This is a genomic window from Bacillus sp. BB081, from assembly GCF_008368895.1.
In the GTDB taxonomy this organism is placed as follows: Bacteria; Bacillota; Bacilli; order Bacillales; family Bacillaceae_G; genus Bacillus_A; species Bacillus_A wiedmannii.
In genome coordinates, this window is sequence record NZ_QOZX01000021.1 from 39,337 (window position 1) to 57,094 (window position 17,758).

General features: G+C 34.8%; 17 protein-coding genes, 1 pseudogene and 1 riboswitch. Of the genes and pseudogenes, 7 read left to right on the top strand and 11 right to left on the bottom strand.

What is annotated here, in order from left to right:
* Nucleotides 1–35: 35 nt before the first annotated feature.
* Entirely contained in the window at nucleotides 36–1,121 is a 1,086-nt protein-coding gene (gene desB / locus DN394_RS11995; protein WP_098110029.1) for a Delta(10) desaturase DesB, read from the bottom strand.
* Nucleotides 1,122–1,703: 582 nt separating this feature from the next.
* Between desB and DN394_RS12000 the strand changes: the two genes are divergently transcribed.
* Both DN394_RS12000 and DN394_RS12005 read left to right on the top strand, forming a co-directional pair.
* Nucleotides 1,704–3,230, top strand: a complete 1,527-nt coding sequence (locus DN394_RS12000) for an FAD-dependent oxidoreductase (protein ID WP_149293819.1) — start codon at nucleotides 1,704–1,706, stop codon at nucleotides 3,228–3,230.
* Between the two features lie 178 nt (nucleotides 3,231–3,408).
* A complete protein-coding gene (locus DN394_RS12005; RefSeq protein WP_149293820.1) occupies nucleotides 3,409–4,710 on the top strand; it encodes an MFS transporter in 1,302 nt (433 codons plus the stop codon).
* Between the two features lie 15 nt (nucleotides 4,711–4,725).
* On the opposite strand, the gene DN394_RS12010 is transcribed toward DN394_RS12005, so the two are convergent.
* Together DN394_RS12010 and DN394_RS12015 are read right to left on the bottom strand one after the other, a co-directional pair.
* Nucleotides 4,726–5,508, bottom strand: coding sequence for a nucleotidyltransferase domain-containing protein (locus DN394_RS12010; protein WP_149293821.1), 783 nt, complete (start codon nucleotides 5,506–5,508; stop codon nucleotides 4,726–4,728).
* 121 nt (nucleotides 5,509–5,629) lie between these two features.
* Nucleotides 5,630–6,739, bottom strand: a complete 1,110-nt coding sequence (locus DN394_RS12015) for a PRK06851 family protein (RefSeq protein ID WP_149293822.1) — start codon at nucleotides 6,737–6,739, stop codon at nucleotides 5,630–5,632.
* 149 nt (nucleotides 6,740–6,888) lie between these two features.
* Nucleotides 6,889–7,001: riboswitch (SAM riboswitch) on the top strand.
* Between the two features lie 84 nt (nucleotides 7,002–7,085).
* Between DN394_RS12015 and DN394_RS12020 the strand changes: the two genes are divergently transcribed.
* The gene (locus DN394_RS12020; protein WP_046953743.1) at nucleotides 7,086–7,718 is read left to right on the top strand and encodes a cyclase family protein; all 633 of its coding nucleotides are present in this window, start codon (nucleotides 7,086–7,088) and stop codon (nucleotides 7,716–7,718) included.
* 27 nt (nucleotides 7,719–7,745) lie between these two features.
* On the opposite strand, the gene DN394_RS12025 is transcribed toward DN394_RS12020, so the two are convergent.
* The 7 genes and pseudogenes from DN394_RS12025 to DN394_RS12055 form a co-directional block, all read right to left on the bottom strand.
* Nucleotides 7,746–8,126, bottom strand: a complete 381-nt coding sequence (locus DN394_RS12025; RefSeq protein ID WP_097917472.1) for a hypothetical protein — start codon at nucleotides 8,124–8,126, stop codon at nucleotides 7,746–7,748.
* Nucleotides 8,127–8,350: 224 nt separating this feature from the next.
* Nucleotides 8,351–8,512: pseudogene (locus DN394_RS12030) on the bottom strand (ATP-binding protein); the annotation flags it as partial.
* A gap of 209 nt (nucleotides 8,513–8,721) precedes the next feature.
* A complete protein-coding gene (locus DN394_RS12035; protein ID WP_149293823.1) occupies nucleotides 8,722–9,987 on the bottom strand; it encodes an S-adenosylmethionine decarboxylase related protein in 1,266 nt (421 codons plus the stop codon).
* 237 nt (nucleotides 9,988–10,224) lie between these two features.
* On the bottom strand, nucleotides 10,225–10,893 hold the full coding sequence (locus DN394_RS12040) for an LSm family protein (RefSeq protein WP_149293824.1): 669 nt from the start codon (nucleotides 10,891–10,893) through the stop codon (nucleotides 10,225–10,227).
* Nucleotides 10,894–11,056: 163 nt separating this feature from the next.
* A complete protein-coding gene (locus DN394_RS12045; RefSeq protein ID WP_060486893.1) occupies nucleotides 11,057–11,506 on the bottom strand; it encodes a hypothetical protein in 450 nt (149 codons plus the stop codon).
* A 20-nt stretch (nucleotides 11,507–11,526) separates the two neighbouring features.
* Nucleotides 11,527–12,048, bottom strand: a complete 522-nt coding sequence (locus DN394_RS12050) for a spore coat protein (RefSeq protein WP_097907552.1) — start codon at nucleotides 12,046–12,048, stop codon at nucleotides 11,527–11,529.
* Nucleotides 12,049–12,283: 235 nt separating this feature from the next.
* Nucleotides 12,284–12,523: a helix-turn-helix domain-containing protein gene (locus tag DN394_RS12055; protein ID WP_002006755.1), complete on the bottom strand. Its 240-nt coding sequence runs from the start codon at nucleotides 12,521–12,523 to the stop codon at nucleotides 12,284–12,286.
* Nucleotides 12,524–12,703: 180 nt separating this feature from the next.
* On the opposite strand from DN394_RS12055, the gene DN394_RS12060 reads away from it, so the two are divergent.
* On the top strand, nucleotides 12,704–13,072 hold the full coding sequence (locus DN394_RS12060) for a hypothetical protein (protein WP_046953739.1): 369 nt from the start codon (nucleotides 12,704–12,706) through the stop codon (nucleotides 13,070–13,072).
* A gap of 260 nt (nucleotides 13,073–13,332) precedes the next feature.
* Here the strand turns inward: DN394_RS12060 and DN394_RS12070 are convergent, their stop codons facing one another.
* Entirely contained in the window at nucleotides 13,333–14,382 is a 1,050-nt protein-coding gene (locus tag DN394_RS12070) for an NAD(P)/FAD-dependent oxidoreductase (RefSeq protein ID WP_046958876.1), read from the bottom strand.
* A 331-nt stretch (nucleotides 14,383–14,713) separates the two neighbouring features.
* Here DN394_RS12070 and DN394_RS12080 point away from each other — a divergent pair, with 331 nt between their 5' ends.
* From DN394_RS12080 to DN394_RS12090, 3 genes are read left to right on the top strand one after another with little or no spacing between them, the layout of a single operon-like run.
* Nucleotides 14,714–15,631, top strand: coding sequence for an iron-hydroxamate ABC transporter substrate-binding protein (locus DN394_RS12080; protein WP_098705545.1), 918 nt, complete (start codon nucleotides 14,714–14,716; stop codon nucleotides 15,629–15,631).
* A gap of 48 nt (nucleotides 15,632–15,679) precedes the next feature.
* A complete protein-coding gene (locus DN394_RS12085) occupies nucleotides 15,680–16,720 on the top strand; it encodes a FecCD family ABC transporter permease (protein WP_002096896.1) in 1,041 nt (346 codons plus the stop codon).
* Nucleotides 16,717–17,724, top strand: coding sequence for a FecCD family ABC transporter permease (locus DN394_RS12090; protein ID WP_046953737.1), 1,008 nt, complete (start codon nucleotides 16,717–16,719; stop codon nucleotides 17,722–17,724). Before DN394_RS12085 ends, DN394_RS12090 begins: the two co-directional genes overlap by 4 nt.
* The last annotated feature ends 34 nt before the right edge of the window (nucleotides 17,725–17,758 follow it).

Here is a 17,758-nt window from a genome sequence, read left to right on the forward strand (position 1 = left end):
ATGGCTTGCTTTTTCACTGCAAAATATATCAATTTTTACTGATTTACTTTTTTAATACTCTCTTCTTCCTCTATATGTTCCTCACGATATGAAATATTATGAGGATCTAGTCCATTTCCTAAAGAACCATAGAAATGCTCTCTATGCGGATCCACTAATTCACTTCCTTGATAATACACACGTGGTGTATTCCATAGCGCTGCCAAAGCTTTTGTCATTGGCATCTCATGATAGCGTTCCGGCCACATTTCTTTAATTTTCTCTTTTACTAACGGATAGTATTTAGAGCTCATAGCAGGGAACAAATGGTGTTCTGTATGATATGAGAAATTGAAATGTAAAACGTCTACCCAGCGCGGCACTGTTACTGATAAACAGTTCGCTAACGGATCATTTACTGGAACAATTGGATTTAAGCGATGATTTGTTGCGATATATGCCATTACAATAAAGTTAGCAATTAACAATGGAATTACATATGCAAATAACCATTTTCCAGGTCCCATAATAAACAATAAACTAATCCAAACAGTCCAAGGCAAAAGAAGTTGAAGCCATACAGATTTTTGATTGGATGACTTAAAATCCTTTATAAAATGAAAGAACATTCGAGTCGAATGTAACGTAAATTGAATGGTTAGTGACAGAAAACTAAAGAATGAACGAACATGAAGAGGCATGTGATATACCCAGCTTAAAAACTTACTCTTTTTCAGTTTCTCAAGTGTAGGCCATGCATCTGGATCATTTTCTTCATGTTGTGTATGAACATGATGCGTTGCATTATGCCACTTTCTCCAAAGCTTCGGGCCAGTTGATAATGGCATAAATGCTATCGCGCCTAAAAAATCACGAAGCCATGCTTTTCTTACAACAGTTCCATGTAAAATTTCATGTCCTAAAAATCCAAGTGAAGCAAAACATAATCCAAGAACAATCGCAATTCCTAGATTCGCCCACACATTCAATTCAAATATACCAATCGATATTAACCCCGCCAATGCCACAAGCAAATAAGCCAGTCCACCAAATAAACGTGTAGGAACTGGTTTAAATGCTTTTTTCGGCAAATGTGGTGATACACGTGCTGCATACCACCCAAACGTATGAAGCTCCTTCATCCTTTTGCCCCTTTCTTATGCCGCGTCTTGCGCAACTTACATATATCAATTCTTGCTTCCAGATTGATTTTACTAGCTGATTAAAAAGCATCTATGTATAAGGAAAATATACTCACTCTATCGTCACTTATCTTTTCGCTTTTATTATCAATGAAAAACATTTCTCTTTTTACTCTCTATCAACCTTTCCACATGATGAATCATATCAATAGAATTTCCATATTGTCAACAACTTTTATGACCTAGTAATAAAAGTTGGTTATATTTTTATAATCATACTTTATTCCACTAAAGAAAAAACATAGATTTTATAAGGTTTTACCCATTATGCATATACATATGCTGACATACTATAGACTCTACCTTATTCAAGAAATCTCTGTGTAAACAACAAATAAACTCACCTGAATCTATCTTTACACAACTCCTATCTCTTCATACCGACAATACCAAATAATTATATCGAAATAATTTTATCTTTCTTTTAATAAAAATAGACTCTCTCTAAAACAGCACACATGAATTTCATATCTTATGGAAATATTAAAAGGAAAATTGTTCTAAAATCGGGAGGTTTCTATAATGATAAGCGATACATTTCCACAATTCCCATTATCTTATTGGATTGAATCTACTCAAATCCCTGCTTTTCCCCCTTTATCCGAAAATATAAAGACGAAAGTTGCTGTTATCGGTGCTGGTATTACAGGTATTACTACTGCCTATTTACTTGCGAAAGAAGGCATCGATGTTGTTCTAATTGATTCTGGCCTTATTTTAAACGGAACAACTGGGCATACAACAGCAAAGGTAACAGCACAGCACGATCTTATTTATGATGAACTAATAAATCATTTCGGTTTGGAAAAAGCGAGGCTTTACTATGAATCAAATAATCATGCTCTACAATTCATAAATGAAACTGTGCAAACATATAAAATCGACTGTAATTTCTCAAATGAAGATTCATATTTATATACAACTACTGATAATGGATTAAGAAGTTTATCGAAAGAATATGAAGCCTATCAAAAATTAAATATACCTTGTGACTATGTTCAATCTCTATCGATTCCGATTCCAGTACAATCTGCACTTGTCATGAAAAACCAAGCACAATTCCATCCCCTCCTTTATTTGAAAACACTTTTAGAAAAGTTTGTGGAGATGGGCGGAAAAGTTTATGAACAAACAACAGCTATTGATGTGGAAAAAGGTGATTATCCACAAGTCATTACAAAGGGCGGACATCGCATCACTTGTGAATATGTTGTCTCTTGTTCACATTTTCCTTTTTATGATGCGAATAGCTTTTTCTTTACCCGAATGTACGCAGAACGCTCTTATGCTCTTGCCATTAAAGCAAAAACAGATTATCCAGGTGGCATGTATTTAAGTATTGATGATCCAAAACGCTCCTTACGCTATACAACAAATAATGGAGAACAATTAATTTTAATTGGCGGAGAAAGTCATAAAACAGGACAAGGAATAAACACGATGCTTCATTACGAAGCACTGTATTCTTTTGCGGAAGCAACGTTTGGAGTAGATGAAGTTCCCTATAGATGGTCAGCACAAGATTTAATCACGCTAGATAAGCTTCCTTATATCGGACATATTAACGAAAGAAATCCAAATATATTTGTTGCAACTGGATATCGTAAATGGGGAATGACAACTGGAACTGCTGCCGCTCATTTACTGAAGGACTCCATTCTAAAAGTCCACAATCCCTATAAGGAACTGTATGCGCCATCACGCTTCCATGCAAATCCAGATATAAAAACATTCCTCTCCCAGAACATTGATGTTGCGAAACATTTAATTGAAGGAAAGATTGAAACCGCATTACGTAAGCCAGAAGATCTCGAAGTTGGTGAAGGATCTGTCGTACATGTTAATGGGAAACGAGCAGGTGCTTATAAGGACAAAGATGGTAAATTACATATTGTCGATACAACTTGTACACATCTCGGCTGCGAAGTTGAATGGAATAATGGTGATTGTACTTGGGACTGCCCTTGCCATGGTTCCCGCTTTTCAATTGAGGGAGATGTTATGGAAGGTCCAGCAGATCAACCGTTAAAACAAGTTGATAATGAGTAAACAAATAAAGAAGTTCAACAAATTGATAATGTTGAAATAAATAAAGAAGTTCAACAGGATTCCTGTTGAACTTCTTTATTTGTTATAAAACCTTTTCAGATAAACTTCGACATAAGAAGGGAAATATTAACATCAAATAAAATAATATATTTATCTATAAATAAAAGGAGGGAATATTATGCAAACTTCAGCTCCACCTCATCTAGAATCTACAAAAACTATCTTTTCAAGCTCTATTACAAAACTTGTTGTTTTTATTTGTTGGCTAGCCATTCTAGCTGATGGATATGATTTAGGTATTTACGGTGCCGTTCTGCCAAAGCTCCTAGAAGACAAAAGCTGGGCACTTTCACCGGCACACGCTGGTACAATTGCTAGCTATGCTTTATTTGGGATGTTTATTGGCGCTATTCTAGTTGGAACCATTACAGATCTAATTGGACGAAAATGGACGCTTATATGCTGTTTAGCACTTTTCTCCATCACAATGGGCCTTGCTGCACTTGCTCCTTCCCCTGAATTATTTGGTTTATCTCGATTTATCGGCGGAATCGGATTAGGCGGTGTTATTCCAACAGCTTCAGCACTTACTGTTGAATATTCACCAAAAAAGCGACAATCTTTTATTTATGCTCTTATGTTTACTGGCTATCCTTTAGGTATCGTGTTAGGTGCTATTTTGTCTATGTTTATGTTAGAAGATTTCGGATGGAGAATTATGTTTGGCATCGGAATGATTCCGCTACTCCTCATTCCTTTCATCATTCGTTATTTACCTGAATCCATTCAATTTTTGTTATCACGTAATCGCCAAGAAGAAGTGGACCAAATCCTTAATCGTTTTCAAATTGAAATCAATGCAAAAGAGGAAACTCATCAAGCCCCACCTAATATAAGAAAAAAAAATGGCTTTCTTACGTTATTCTCAAAAGAGTACATAAAAGCGACGCTGCTTTTTTGGATTACTTATATAATGGGAATGTTTTTAATATACGGTTTAAACACTTGGTTACCGCAGATGATGCGCCAAGCAGGATACCCTCTTGGATCTAGTCTATCATTTTTACTTATGCTAAATATTACTGCCGCAATCGGTGCATTATTTGCTGGAGCAATCGCGGATCGTATAGGGGCTAAAATTGTTATTAGCATCTCCTATCTTATGGCAGCTATATGTATTGGACTATTAACAATTAAACCATCTGTTACAATCATTTATCTTTTAATCGGCCTTGCTGGAATTGGATCAGTCGGTATTACTCAAATATTAAATGCATATGTAACACAATACTTCCCATCCCATATCCGAGCTACCTCCTTAGGCTGGGGACTTGGACTTGGCCGAGTTGGTGCGATTGCTGGTCCTATTCTTGTCGGTATTATTATGACAATGCAATATGACTTAGCATGGAATTTTTACTTATTCTCATTCGCGGGTCTTCTTGCAGCTATATCTGTTTTCTTTATTCCTACAAAATAAAAAAAGAGCACAAACTCACTTGTGCTCTTTTTCGTATACTTCAAACAACATATCTCGAAACAATGTATTTAAACTCTCAATATCGATTCCTGATCCCTTTTCAATTCCTTTTACATATTGCTGATAGTAATGAATTTGTTCTTCTAAAAATTGATTCAACACCTCAATTTTTAATCCAACATCTAATTCAGTACCTGCCTTTTTCTTTATTAACAACTGTTCAATTTCATCTAATACGCTACGTTCTAACGATAATTCTGTCATCAATCGATCGAATTCTACAGGTGGTAAAGTTGTTTTCTCCTCTAGCCACTTACAAGCTAAAATAGGACGCAATACATAAAAGTATTTTTTCAATTTTACGTTCTCACCTTGCAAAAATTCACGATAATTTTTTGAAGCCATATGTAAGTAATGATATATCGTTGCTTTTGGATCAAAGTGCTTATCACTCATTTGCTGAAGCTGTTCTGGAAAATGAGAGTTTTTCGAATAGAATATCGGTGATCGAATCCATTCGAGTAAAGCTGGGTTTGACTTTGCGAATAACTGTAATGCCTTTTTAATATCCCATCCGCTTATATCTAAATCATCACTAATCGGATACTCAATTACATCTCGTTTATCATGAATTGATAAATACCACTCTACCGGATGCATATAGACAAATCTAACATCATAATCACTATCTTTCGATGGAAATCCCCAAGCACGACTCCCTGATTCCACTGCAAATAAAATTTTCACATCATTCTCTTGTTCAATTCTTGCTAACTCCACTCTAATTTTCTCTCTCATTTCATACCCTCTCCATTTTTTGATTATTTCCTTGGAAATTCGACAAATATACTACTAATTTTACTACATACTAAAATAGCTGTCAGAAAATTCCCGACAGCCTACTAAAATCCTTTATTTTTTACTTGTTCTTTTCTGTTACACTAACCGCAATTCGTTCAAACTCTTTTTGAATCTCCTCTTTATATGCATCTACTTTTGAAAAATCCATAGCAGCAATATATATTCGTTCTAATTTATCACGAACTGATTTCGCTTTCGCTAGGAAAGACATCGCCTCATTCATTTTTGCTTTATATTGAATCGACACGTCACGAATTTCTGTCGCATACTTCTCATCTGTCCCTGGTGTCACAATCAAGGCATACATATCTATAATTTCATCACCTTCGCGGCTCGGAAAATATTCATGTGGTGCGGTACTATCAAAAATTGCAAACCCTAATTCTCTTACGATAACCATATCAAGACTATTTGGATCAAATCCACAATGATATACTTCAACTTCAAATCCTTTTTCTTCTGCTGCCTTAGCTAATTTTTTAAGCATTGTTGATTTCCCAGATCCTGGGCGTCCTTTTATAAAATAACGATGTGGTAATCCCTCTGTTAAATTAGGAACAAAATCAACTGCTCCTTTCGGTGTAGCTGCCCCTAAAAACCGATGTTTCACAAGCGATTGTTTCCCGCCTTTATCTGTAAATAACTTCTGAATCAGCTGATCGGTTAGTTCATTTGCTTTATTAAAATCAATATTATTAATATATATTTTCTCCCACTCATCATGTATAACTAGTGCCTCGTTAAAACATGCGTAAGCAGTTTGAAAAGCCTTGCTTGCTTCTGAAACAAATCGTTCAATTTCCACCTTCTGCTTTCTTAATTTATTTGAGTCCCAAGCACCCCCTAAATTAATATACTCCTCAACAACTCCTGGCATTTTCGGCTCAATAACATGCGGTGATGTTCCATCAACAATTCCTACTTTTAACTTCGGGATAATTACACCATCAACCGATTTATTATCAGAAGAGCAGTGTAAAAATTCAATATCATATCCTTTTTCAACCCACTCACGACCTATTGCTTTGATTAAAGAAGATTTCCCGGTTCCAGGACCACCCTTTAAAATAAATAACCTGTTTAGCCCTTTTAAATTCTCGTCGTATAAATTATGAAATCCTCTAGCTGTATTTCCACCAGCGTAATAATTCAATACATTCCCTGTCACTGCACTCACTCCTTCGCAGCATTCTATTTACATAAGCTACAATATGCGAGCAACTTTATTTGGGTGAATACCTATTTTGTATTGCACGAAAAAAGGAAATGAATTACAATTTAAGAGTAGTGAATATTCAGAAACAAAAACTTAATATGTCTTTATCAAGAGAGGCAGAGGGACCGGCCCTTTGACGCCCAGCAACCTCAGTTTATACAAACTGAATAGGTGCTAATTCCTGCAAAATGCATTGCATTTTGAAAGATAAAACGTAACTATTGTGTGCAAAACTCATCTTTCTTGATTATGAAAGGTGAGTTTTTTTATTTCAAAACATATATTGGAGGTATTAAAAATGAAAGTAATTGACCTATCACAAACATTTGAAAACAATATGTCCCAATTCCCTGGAACACCAAAAATCAATTTAGGAGCCATTACAAGCGTTGAAGAGACAGGCTATCAAGTTACAGATTTTCATTCTGTCGTTCATGTTGGCACGCATTGTGATGCTCCTGCTCATTTCATTTCAGGCGCAACGACTATTGATCAATTACCCCTAGATCAATTTGTAGGCGAAGCTGTTCTTATTGATGTAACTCATGTACAAGAACGAAAACTACCTAAAGAAGTATTACACAACGCTGACATAAAAGAAGGTGATATTGTCATTTTCCATTCCAATCTATCTACGAAATGGAATACAGAAGCATATGAGAAAGAAGCTTTTTATCTTTCTGAAGAATTAGCTGAAGAACTAGTTCAATTAAAAGTAAAATCTGTCGGTTTAGATTTCATCTCTCCTGATGAGGTAACGACAGAAACATCGCCAATTCATCACATACTACTTGGGAATAATATTTATTTAATCGAAAACTTAACAAACTTAGATGCCATTCACACGAAACGTTTCTTTTTCTCAGCGGCACCTTTAAAAATTAAAGATAGCGACGGTGCTTTTGCAAGAGCATTCGCTGTAATTTTTTAAACAAACTATACAAAAAAGCAAAGATCATCATTGACCTTTGCTTCTATTTTTTTTATTTAAACTAAGAAAGAATTGCTCAACACGAGGACGTAACCAAGCTAAATAATCTTTCTCTTTCTTCTTTGTACAAGCTATTTCTTCCCCATCTACCATTCCGACAAGCTCTAGCTCTAACAGTTGCCTCGTAAATACTAACATATTTATTTCTTCGTCTGGATACTCTTCTTTTAATTTCTCCTCAATTTCCCCCAATAAAAAACCGTCACGCATCATTGCCAATGCATCAATCCAAAGTGGCGGCATTTCATATTTTTCTCCTGTAATTGTATCTTTTACAATATAATTCTTTTGCTCTTTTCGAAATTGAATCGTGTGTAAACATACAGTCGAATTTAATGTTAATTCCATCATACCACCTCTTTCATAATATCTGCATAGAAAAAAGGATGCGCGTGCACCCCTTCTTTCCCTAACACTACCGAACCGTTACATGAATAACAAATCTCATGTCGATATTTTCCTCCATTATAAACGAAGTATTTTATAAAAAAAACCCTTCTTGAAACATTTTATAAAATGTTTATATTTACACAACAAGAACACTTTTCTGAAAAATATTTTTCTCTAGCACATTATGCTGTCGGTAAAAAAATTTCCACTTTCGTTCCTATTCCCATGCTACTTTGAATCGCGATACTTCCTTGATGTTCCTCAATGATTTTATATGTAATCATTAACCCCAGTCCCGTACCATTCTCCTTTGTTTTGTAAAAAGCTTTATCGATTTTCTCTAACAAATCCGTTAATTTTTTTAAATACTTTAAAAGCTTCTCTTTCCTCATATATCAAGCTTTTAAATTTGTTCATATAAATACTCCTCATACTCAATACAAAAGCCCTACATATTATCTCCTTAAATTATAAGTATGAAATTGCTTTCAGGGTAAGATGTAACCTTATCATACGAAAAGGAAGGAGATTTCCCCTTCCTTTTCGTCACAACTTATATCCATCTTACCCGATCATGTAGCAATCCATCCGTAAAATCATTTCCCCCTACTACAAAATTCTTCATATATAAATTTAAATATTCTCCATACTTACTTTCTGTATTTAATAATAATTCCTCTACATAATAGGCACCTTGTTTAAAGTTATCGAAAAGTAAACTACACAAACCAGCATAAATTCCGCATCCTACTTGGAAGTAAGTCGCATTCGTTTTATATTTATGAAAAACTTGACTGCTATTCATCACGTTATACATATATGTCTCACTATTTTCATAAACGAGTAGTACACCTACTAGATCCTCGCCCGCAATCTCTTCTTCGGCTGGATTAAATACTTTACGATTCCAACTCCATAAATCTTCTACTTGATCTAAGTTCTGTCTAATTACATTAGTCGTATACTCATTAATTCGGTAAAGAAAACCCACTTCCATATTGAAGTTTTTTCCTAAAATTAAAACTTCCTCATGTGGCATTAAACAACCATAAAACTCTTTCTCTCCTAACTTTACTTTATACTCTGAAGCATATACATCTTCATAAAAATAAAGGGGACGATGATGACTCATATACATCGGATAACTCCATATCGCTTCATCTAGAAATCGCTCTACTGCCCATGAAGCATAAAGTGTATGAGGCTTTATCAGTGCTGTATCATTCAAAAATGACGTATCATGTTCTACTATATAGCATGCTCTTGGCTTCTCCTGTGGACGTTCCTTCATAAGTTCAACGACCATCCATTGAACAACACCTGGATTCATACCTGAGCCTATAATTGCTTTTGTATTTGTAAATTTCTCTTTCTCCTTCTCAAACCTCGTATATCTTTCCGTAAGCTGAAAGCCGATTAAACTATCGTCCTGATCTACTGCCTCATTTTCCAAAGCTGAATTAATATAAAAAATTCCAAGTTCATTACAACAGCTTAAGACTCTGATCGTATCTGCACCCGAAACATCAATAACAACACCCGTACTTTTTTCTTTCAAATGTTGTTTGAATTTCACTACATCTTGAAGGTCGATTTCATATAAAAACAATTGATCTTTCAAATTTGGAAACAACTCACCATAATAAGCCCTATCTTTTTGTTTTATATCAACCAAATGAAATGTAACATTCTTTATCGCTTCATAAATCGGGTCTTTTTCATTTGCTATCGCTTGATTTAAAATTGCTAAAACTGCTTTTGCTGCTCCACCAGCACTACCAAGTAATGTAATCGATAACGAATTTGGAAACTGCTCCACAAACAAAACCCCTTTAATATATTAGTTGAGCAGTTCTCCCACAAAAAAATAAATTGAATATATAAAAAAATGGCTCGTACATATTTTTTATAATTTTGCACAAGATTTCCTCTTCAAAGGTCACACTAACACATTTATATTCAATTCATTTTCCCTCTCATATTCAAATCGAGCTAAACAAATAGGCTCGACCTTTTCTTCTACATATAAAAGAAAAAGCCAGCCCTTTCAACTAGATTACGGACAATGGACAGATTTCACATGTTGAATATTCACATACATTTTTGCATCACGTGCTTTTAATATTTCAATATGCCCTTCATCAATCTTTGCCATCTTTCCGATTTTATTAGATTCCTCACCTAAATCGAACACCATGATTTTGCCGGACATTTTAATAAGCTGTTCTTCAAATGTTCTAGCTAACGTAATATTTAATGGATTCACGGGGAGTTCATTTTTATTGAGGGCGTACGGGACTTGATTTTCTTTATACGGAATTAACCATTTCAAATGCTTTAAAGATATATATACTGTTTTGTAAACTGGACTATAAAAAACAATATAATCGTTCATTACACTTGTAACATAACCATGTATTGGAGCATTTCCTGCTACATAAACCTCTGTAAAAATCCCTTTAGAAGTGCTTAATACTTTTCTCAAAGAAATAGAAGGCGATTCCCTCTTAATTACAGAATCAACATCTGGTTTTGATATTTCCTCATCATATGGTCTTAAAAATTTATAATATTGTACATGGTATAAAGATATATATACGTAGTCTTGTCCATTGTAAAGAACAACAATATCATTTCCTACGTCTATTAATACACCTTTAAATCTTTTTTCACCGATTAGTTTAACATATATATTTTCTCCAATATTTTTGTTTAACTCATTCATCTATATCCTCCTTCCTATAAATTTTTTGCTTTCCTATTCTCCATTCCAAAAAATAATCAGGGGCAATGTTCCGTCTTAAGAGTAAGGACTTCCTTTTCATACTATCCGAAATAAGAAATCGTTCTTCACCTTCAACCATAATGCCCCTCTTATTTATCAAACATTATTCTTCTTCATTCTTTTTACATTTCACTACTTGGCTCACACTCTTAATATGAGACTTAATTACATAAATAACTTCATCGCCGTTTACTAGTGTAATACAGTCATGGTGTACCTCACTTAACAAACCTTCTACACATTCTGGACCGCCACGATTAATCTTTACCCACTTATACTTCAAGTCTTTTAATATATCCAAAAAAGTATCCTCATCAGAGCAGAAACATGAGCTATAGCAATCGCCACATTTACTTTCTTTCACTTTCTTAACTAGACTCTTCACATGCTTTAGTTGGTAATATACTAATTCACCAAGAGGAAGTTGTAATGTAAGGTAATCTCTTCCTAACGATACAAGTACCCCCACTCGACTCTCTGGTCCACGAAGATTTACTTTTACAGTCTCACCGACTAAACACTTAATTTGCTCACAGCATAATACGCTCTCCAATTTCGTATCCCCCTTTCTTATTATCTTCCTCTACTTGATTGTCTTTGTGCACGAGCGCGACCTGAATTATTACTACTACTTTCCTTACTACTATCGTCGCTCTCATCGCTCTCTCCGCATGCTAATGCATTATAGTTAACGCTTTTAATATGCTTTATTGCAACTAATATAATTTCTTCTTTTACGATCAATGTCACGAAATCACACGAAACATCTTGTAAGATGCCTTCTACTTTCTCTGGACCACCGCGATTAATTTTCACCCAGCAATATTTGAAGCTTTGAAGTAGTGCTTCAAAGTCTTCTGCACATGCGCAATCTTCCCAATCGCAATCACTTGATCCACAGTCTTTCGCATTTTTTGTAATACTTTTTAGATGACTAAGTTGATAGTAATAAAGCTCACCTTTTTCATTCTGCAATACGAAGTAGTCCGGACATACTGATATTATTGTTCCTTTTTGAGATTCTGGACCACCCCTGTTTACTCTCACATAAGATCCAATTAAGTCTTTCAAAAAATCACAATGAAATAAACTCACGAGAAAACCCCTTCCATTAATTTATAAGCTTTTGCACTGATAGTATATGTATCTGTACAGGTTACGTTCTCTATGTTTGTCCTAGCTAGAAAAAAATATGCTTTTAACATGGTAGACTACTACCTATCAAAATTCGAAGAAATGCTAAACGCTCCTTAGGCTTTTGATATCTTTAAACAAAAAATCCCGTATGAAGATACATTTCTGCATATCTTCATACGGGATCTCCCATAGTTTAATCTTCGTCTTTAACATCCATATCTTCTGGAATTGGTTCGTTCAATATATCTTCCACTAATTGCTTATATTTCTCCATTTGTTCTAAATGTGTATTGAATTGTTCTTTATTTAATAAATATTGCTCTCCATCAAATAGTGCACGAATTTTCTTTTGCTGAATTAGCTCTTCAATATACGACTTTGGTAAATTCAAATACTCCGCAGCTTCTTCTACTGTTATATACAACGCGTTCATTCCTTTATTATTTTTTTCATATATACTGTATCTTACTTTATTTTTGTAAACAAATAAAAAAGATTTTGTAAATGCAATTTAAAAAGAAGGTGGATGCATTCCATATATTGTATAATAATATAGTAAGGATTTTTTAAATATAGAATGGTATTACCCATTTACACAAAGGAGAGTTAACATATGGCTACTCGTCACATCATTACAATGTTAGAAAAAACATTACAATTTGAAACAGAAAACACAATTTCTCATTTAACTACATCTTTATCTGATCGTATTCTTTCTCAAAGCGCAGCAATACATGAAAACAATTGTTACCATACAATTGGGGAATGGTACAAAAATCATTTTTTATTCCAACAAGATGATTTCCTTTGGGCTAAATACGCTTTCTATGACGCATATTGTGAAGCTATAAAGGAACAAGGACATCTTACAAAACGCGTCCGTCAAATATTAGAATCATTAGCTCGAATGCATGGAAAACAGTACATTGCTTCTATATTAAATATGCCATTTCCTAACGAACGAGCTAAAGGGACAGCATAATGTAATACTGTTCTGCGGCAGCAAAACATAGCTTCATTGTTTTCTAGGAAGATTTATAAATAAAACGTTCATATCACATGAACTGATGAAACCGGTGTCATTACAATGATTGAAAATATAGTAAACAGGAAAACCCCCATTTACCTCTCTCGTCACTCGAAAAGAGAAGTAAATGGGGGTTACTTGTTTCTTTATCCCGCTATATTAGTGCGTAGCCATAATCAGCGGAGAATGGCCCCACTGATTACAGTTTCACTTTATTATTTCATCATCTGCTTGATCAATTCACGATTTCTCTTCTTAAATACTTCATTATGCGAAGAAACCATTCCGTACTCACTTGCATCAGGTTGAATAAATTGTTTCGCTTTATTTACAGCATTTCCAGCATCTTGGAATGCTCCCGCAATTAAGTGTAATTTCCCTTCGTGCTTTAAAATATCTCCCGCAGCATATAATCCATCTACAGAGGACTCACTATTCGCATTACCTGCAATATAATAATTATCTATAATTGCAACGTCTAACTCACTATTTTCTAATAACGTAATGTCACGTTCATATCCATGGTTAATAATCACTTCATCAATAGGTAAATGTGAAATTTCACTTGTTTCATGATTCGTTAATTCTACATATTCGATCGCTTCATGATTATCACCAGCAATGAGTTTTGTAATCGATGTATTAAAGAAACACTCCGCCGAGCTGTTCAGCAGTTGTTTTACTTGTGCTTCATGACCAGATAATTCTTCTTTTCTATATGTTACATACACTTTTTTCGCAATTGGTTCTAATTCATTTGCCCAATCAACAGCAGAATTTCCTCCGCCGGAAATAATGACCGTCTTACCTTTGAAACGCTTTAAAGATTTCACTGTATAATTTAAATTAGATACTTCAAATCGCTCAGCACCTTCAATTGATAACTTTTGAGGTTTCAATATACCACTTCCAGTTGCGACGATAACTGTTTTTGAAAAATGTTCTTCTCCAGTGCTTGCTTTTAACGTAAAAGTGCCATCTTCGTTACGAATAATCGATTCTACTTTTGTACTTAATACCACTTCTGGCTTAAATGTTAGCCCTTGCTGTACAAGTTGTTCAATTAATTTATCACCTGTAACTGGCAGCAGCCCTCCTACATCCCAAATCATCTTCTCTGGATAAACATGTATTTTTCCACCTAACTGTGGTTGAAATTCTATTATTTTCGTTTTCATCTCTCTGAGTCCACTATAAAAAGCTGAATAAAGCCCTGCAGGTCCTCCGCCTATCACAGTTACATCAAACAATTCTTCTTGATTCATTCGTGTCACTCCTCAGCTACTAGTCATTGATTATCATTCTCAATAAAATATAACCTGTTTCCGCAAAATTTACAATCAAAATTACTATTGACAATACATCTATATAAAATTATATTATTTAAAGAATCAATAGTGATAATCATTATCATTTTGTTAATAATTAGCAAATTTGAGATTACATCTTCTTTCACTAATATGGTTAATACTATATTGTAAAATCTCATATTCAAGATTTTTAATAAGTATTTTGTATTACCACTACTCTTTCAAACAGATTGCAGTTAAACAAATTGTTATATACACATATCATCTATGTTAAAGGAGAAAAACAATGAAAAAGTTATTTATTTCACTAACAGTTCTTTTCGTTCTTGTTATGAGCGCTTGTAGCAATGGCTCTACAGACAAAAAGAACGATGCAAAAGGTAGTAAATCAGAAACAATTACATACCAATCTGAAAATGGTAAAGTAGAAGTTCCTGCAAATCCAAAACGTGTTGTTGTTTTATCATCATTCGCTGGTAACGTAATGTCATTAAATGTAAATCTTGTTGGGGTAGATTCATGGTCTAAACAAAACCCACGCTTTGATAGCAAACTGAAAGATGTTGCTGAAGTATCAGATGAAAATGTTGAAAAAATCGCTGAACTAAATCCAGATTTAATCATTGGTTTATCAAATATTAAAAATGTTGATAAGTTAAAGAAGATCGCTCCTACTGTAACGTACACTTACGGAAAAGTTGATTACTTAACTCAGCATTTAGAAATCGGTAAATTATTAAACAAAGAAAAAGAAGCAAAAACTTGGATTGATGACTTCAAGAAACGTGCACAAGACGCTGGTAAAGAAATTAAAGCAAAAATCGGTGAAGATGCAACAGTTTCTGTTGTAGAAAACTTCAACAAACAGCTTTATGTATACGGCGAGAACTGGGGCCGTGGAACAGAAATTCTGTACCAAGAAATGAAATTAAAAATGCCTGAAAAAGTAAAAGAAAAAGCATTAAAAGAAGGTTACTACGCATTATCTACTGAAGTATTACCTGAATTTGCTGGTGATTACTTAATCGTAAGTAAAAACAAAGATACTGATAACTCATTCCAAGAGACAGAATCATATAAAAACATCCCAGCAGTAAAAAATAATCGCGTATACGAAGCAAACATGATGGAATTCTATTTCAATGATCCACTTACATTAGATTTCCAACTAGACTTCTTCAAGAAGAGCTTTCTTGGTAAATAATACAAACATGAGGAATTCTTAATTTAAGAATTCCTCTTCCTTTATTCTATGAACAGAAAAGATGTGAAACGAATGACAAAAGATCACGACAATCCACGTTCTATAGCTTTTACATACAAACTAATTTTGAGTATAATTGCATTCTTTCTTATTTTTATGGTAGCAATGGTATTAGGTGCTGCAGATACTTCAATAAAAGACGTATGGTTAGCACTTACTTCCTCCGCTAAAGGGGACAAAATATCTATTATTCGCGAAATACGTTTGCCACGTGAAGTTGCTGCTATTTTTGTAGGAGCTGGACTTGCTGTTTCTGGAGCAATTATGCAAGGATTAACACGAAATCCACTTGCAGATCCTGGATTATTAGGGCTATCTGGTGGAGCAAATGCTGCGCTTGCACTGACACTTGCTTTCAATCCTTCCATCAGCTATCTTTACTTAACATTTGCTTGCTTTATTGGTGCTGCAATTGGCGCAATTATGGTATTTGGAATTGGTATGGTGAAAAAAGGCGGGCTATCCCCTCTTCGAATTGTATTAGCCGGTGCTGCCGTTTCAGCATTTCTACTCGCAATTTCAGAAGGAGTCGGCATTTACTTCAAAATTTCACAAGATGTATCGCTTTGGACTGCTGGGGGCGTAATTGGAACTACTTGGAGCCAATTGAAAATTATTATTCCAGTCATTTCAATTAGTATCTTTATCGCTATCTTACTAGCAAAAAAATTGACAGTTCTTAGTTTTAGTGAAGAAGTGGCTATTGGACTAGGTCAAAAAATTATTGTTATTAAAACCATTCTATTTATCATTATTATCTTACTTGCTGGTGCTTCTGTAGCGCTTGTCGGAAATATGGCATTTATCGGTTTAATGGTACCTCACATGGTACGCCCAATTGTCGGTCCAGATTACCGATTTGTTATACCGATGTCAGCAATTGCTGGAGCTTCCTTTATGCTACTTGCAGATACAATCGGACGTACTATTAACGCTCCATACGAAACACCAGTTGCCGCTATTGTCGCAATTGTAGGGCTACCATTCTTCCTATTCGTCGTACGTAAAGGAGGAAAAACATTCTCATGATGCAATCTATTCTAAGAAAACAACGTCTTATTATACTCGCTTTACTAATACTGACCATCACCACCATTGTAGTTGGAATGGGACTTGGTTCAGCATCTTTATCCTATGATCGACTACTCCCAACATTAATGGGACAAGGGACTTTTAAAGAGGAGTTTGTTTTATACTCTTTAAGACTACCTAGAATTGTTATTACATTATTAGCTGGTATGGCTCTCGCTTTATCAGGGGCTATTCTGCAAGGAATTACTCGAAATGATTTAGCTGAACCTGGTATTCTCGGAATCAACTCTGGGGCCGGTGTTGCTGTTGCTATTTTCTTTTTATACTTTCCAATAGATGTAGGTTCATTTCTTTACTTACTACCTGTCGTTGGATTTATCGGGGCATTTCTGACAGCTGTTCTAATCTACGTATTTTCATATAGTAAATCAACTGGACTTCAGCCGGTGCGATTAACATTAACCGGTATCGGTTTTGCATTTGCACTATCTGGAACGATGATTGTCCTTATTTCATCCGCAGATCGTATGAAAGTAGACTTTATTTCAAAATGGATTGCCGGAAATATTTGGGGAGATGACTGGATCTTCGTTTTAGCAATGCTCCCATGGTTAATCGTATTAATTCCGTTCGTTTTCTATAAAGCAAATCGATTAAACATTCTAGCATTAAACGAACCAGTCGCAATCGGTGTTGGAATTGAAATTGAAAAAGAACGCAGATACTTATTAGTTGCAGCCGTCGCGCTTGCAGCTGCAGCTGTTTCCGTAACAGGAGGAATTAGCTTTATCGGACTAATGGCTCCTCATATCGCGAAATCTTTAGTAGGTCCAAGACATCAAATTTTCATGCCTATCGCCCTTTTAATCGGCGGATGGCTATTGCTACTTGCTGACACAATCGGAAGAAACATCGTTGAACCTAATGGCATCCCAGCAGGTATTGTCGTTGCTTTAATTGGTGCCCCTTACTTTATGTATTTGTTGCTTAAGAAGGCGTAAAGAAACCCCCCTCAAGATTTTTTCTTGAGGGGGG

What these genes read in the sequence shown, in the direction of transcription:
- DN394_RS12090 (WP_046953737.1), top strand. Translation starts at nt 16,717, where the DNA reads ATGATGCAATCTATTCTAAGAAAACAACGTCTTATTATACTCGCTTTA.
- desB (WP_098110029.1), bottom strand. Translation starts at nt 1,121, where the DNA reads ATGAAGGAGCTTCATACGTTTGGGTGGTATGCAGCACGTGTATCACCA.
- DN394_RS12070 (WP_046958876.1), bottom strand. Translation starts at nt 14,382, where the DNA reads ATGAATCAAGAAGAATTGTTTGATGTAACTGTGATAGGCGGAGGACCT.
- DN394_RS12060 (WP_046953739.1), top strand. Translation starts at nt 12,704, where the DNA reads ATGGCTACTCGTCACATCATTACAATGTTAGAAAAAACATTACAATTT.
- DN394_RS12000 (WP_149293819.1), top strand. Translation starts at nt 1,704, where the DNA reads ATGATAAGCGATACATTTCCACAATTCCCATTATCTTATTGGATTGAA.
- DN394_RS12055 (WP_002006755.1), bottom strand. Translation starts at nt 12,523, where the DNA reads ATGAACGCGTTGTATATAACAGTAGAAGAAGCTGCGGAGTATTTGAAT.
- DN394_RS12025 (WP_097917472.1), bottom strand. Translation starts at nt 8,126, where the DNA reads ATGGAATTAACATTAAATTCGACTGTATGTTTACACACGATTCAATTT.
- DN394_RS12020 (WP_046953743.1), top strand. Translation starts at nt 7,086, where the DNA reads ATGAAAGTAATTGACCTATCACAAACATTTGAAAACAATATGTCCCAA.
- DN394_RS12010 (WP_149293821.1), bottom strand. Translation starts at nt 5,508, where the DNA reads ATGAGAGAGAAAATTAGAGTGGAGTTAGCAAGAATTGAACAAGAGAAT.
- DN394_RS12040 (WP_149293824.1), bottom strand. Translation starts at nt 10,893, where the DNA reads ATGAATGAGTTAAACAAAAATATTGGAGAAAATATATATGTTAAACTA.
- DN394_RS12085 (WP_002096896.1), top strand. Translation starts at nt 15,680, where the DNA reads ATGAACAGAAAAGATGTGAAACGAATGACAAAAGATCACGACAATCCA.
- DN394_RS12080 (WP_098705545.1), top strand. Translation starts at nt 14,714, where the DNA reads ATGAAAAAGTTATTTATTTCACTAACAGTTCTTTTCGTTCTTGTTATG.
- DN394_RS12005 (WP_149293820.1), top strand. Translation starts at nt 3,409, where the DNA reads ATGCAAACTTCAGCTCCACCTCATCTAGAATCTACAAAAACTATCTTT.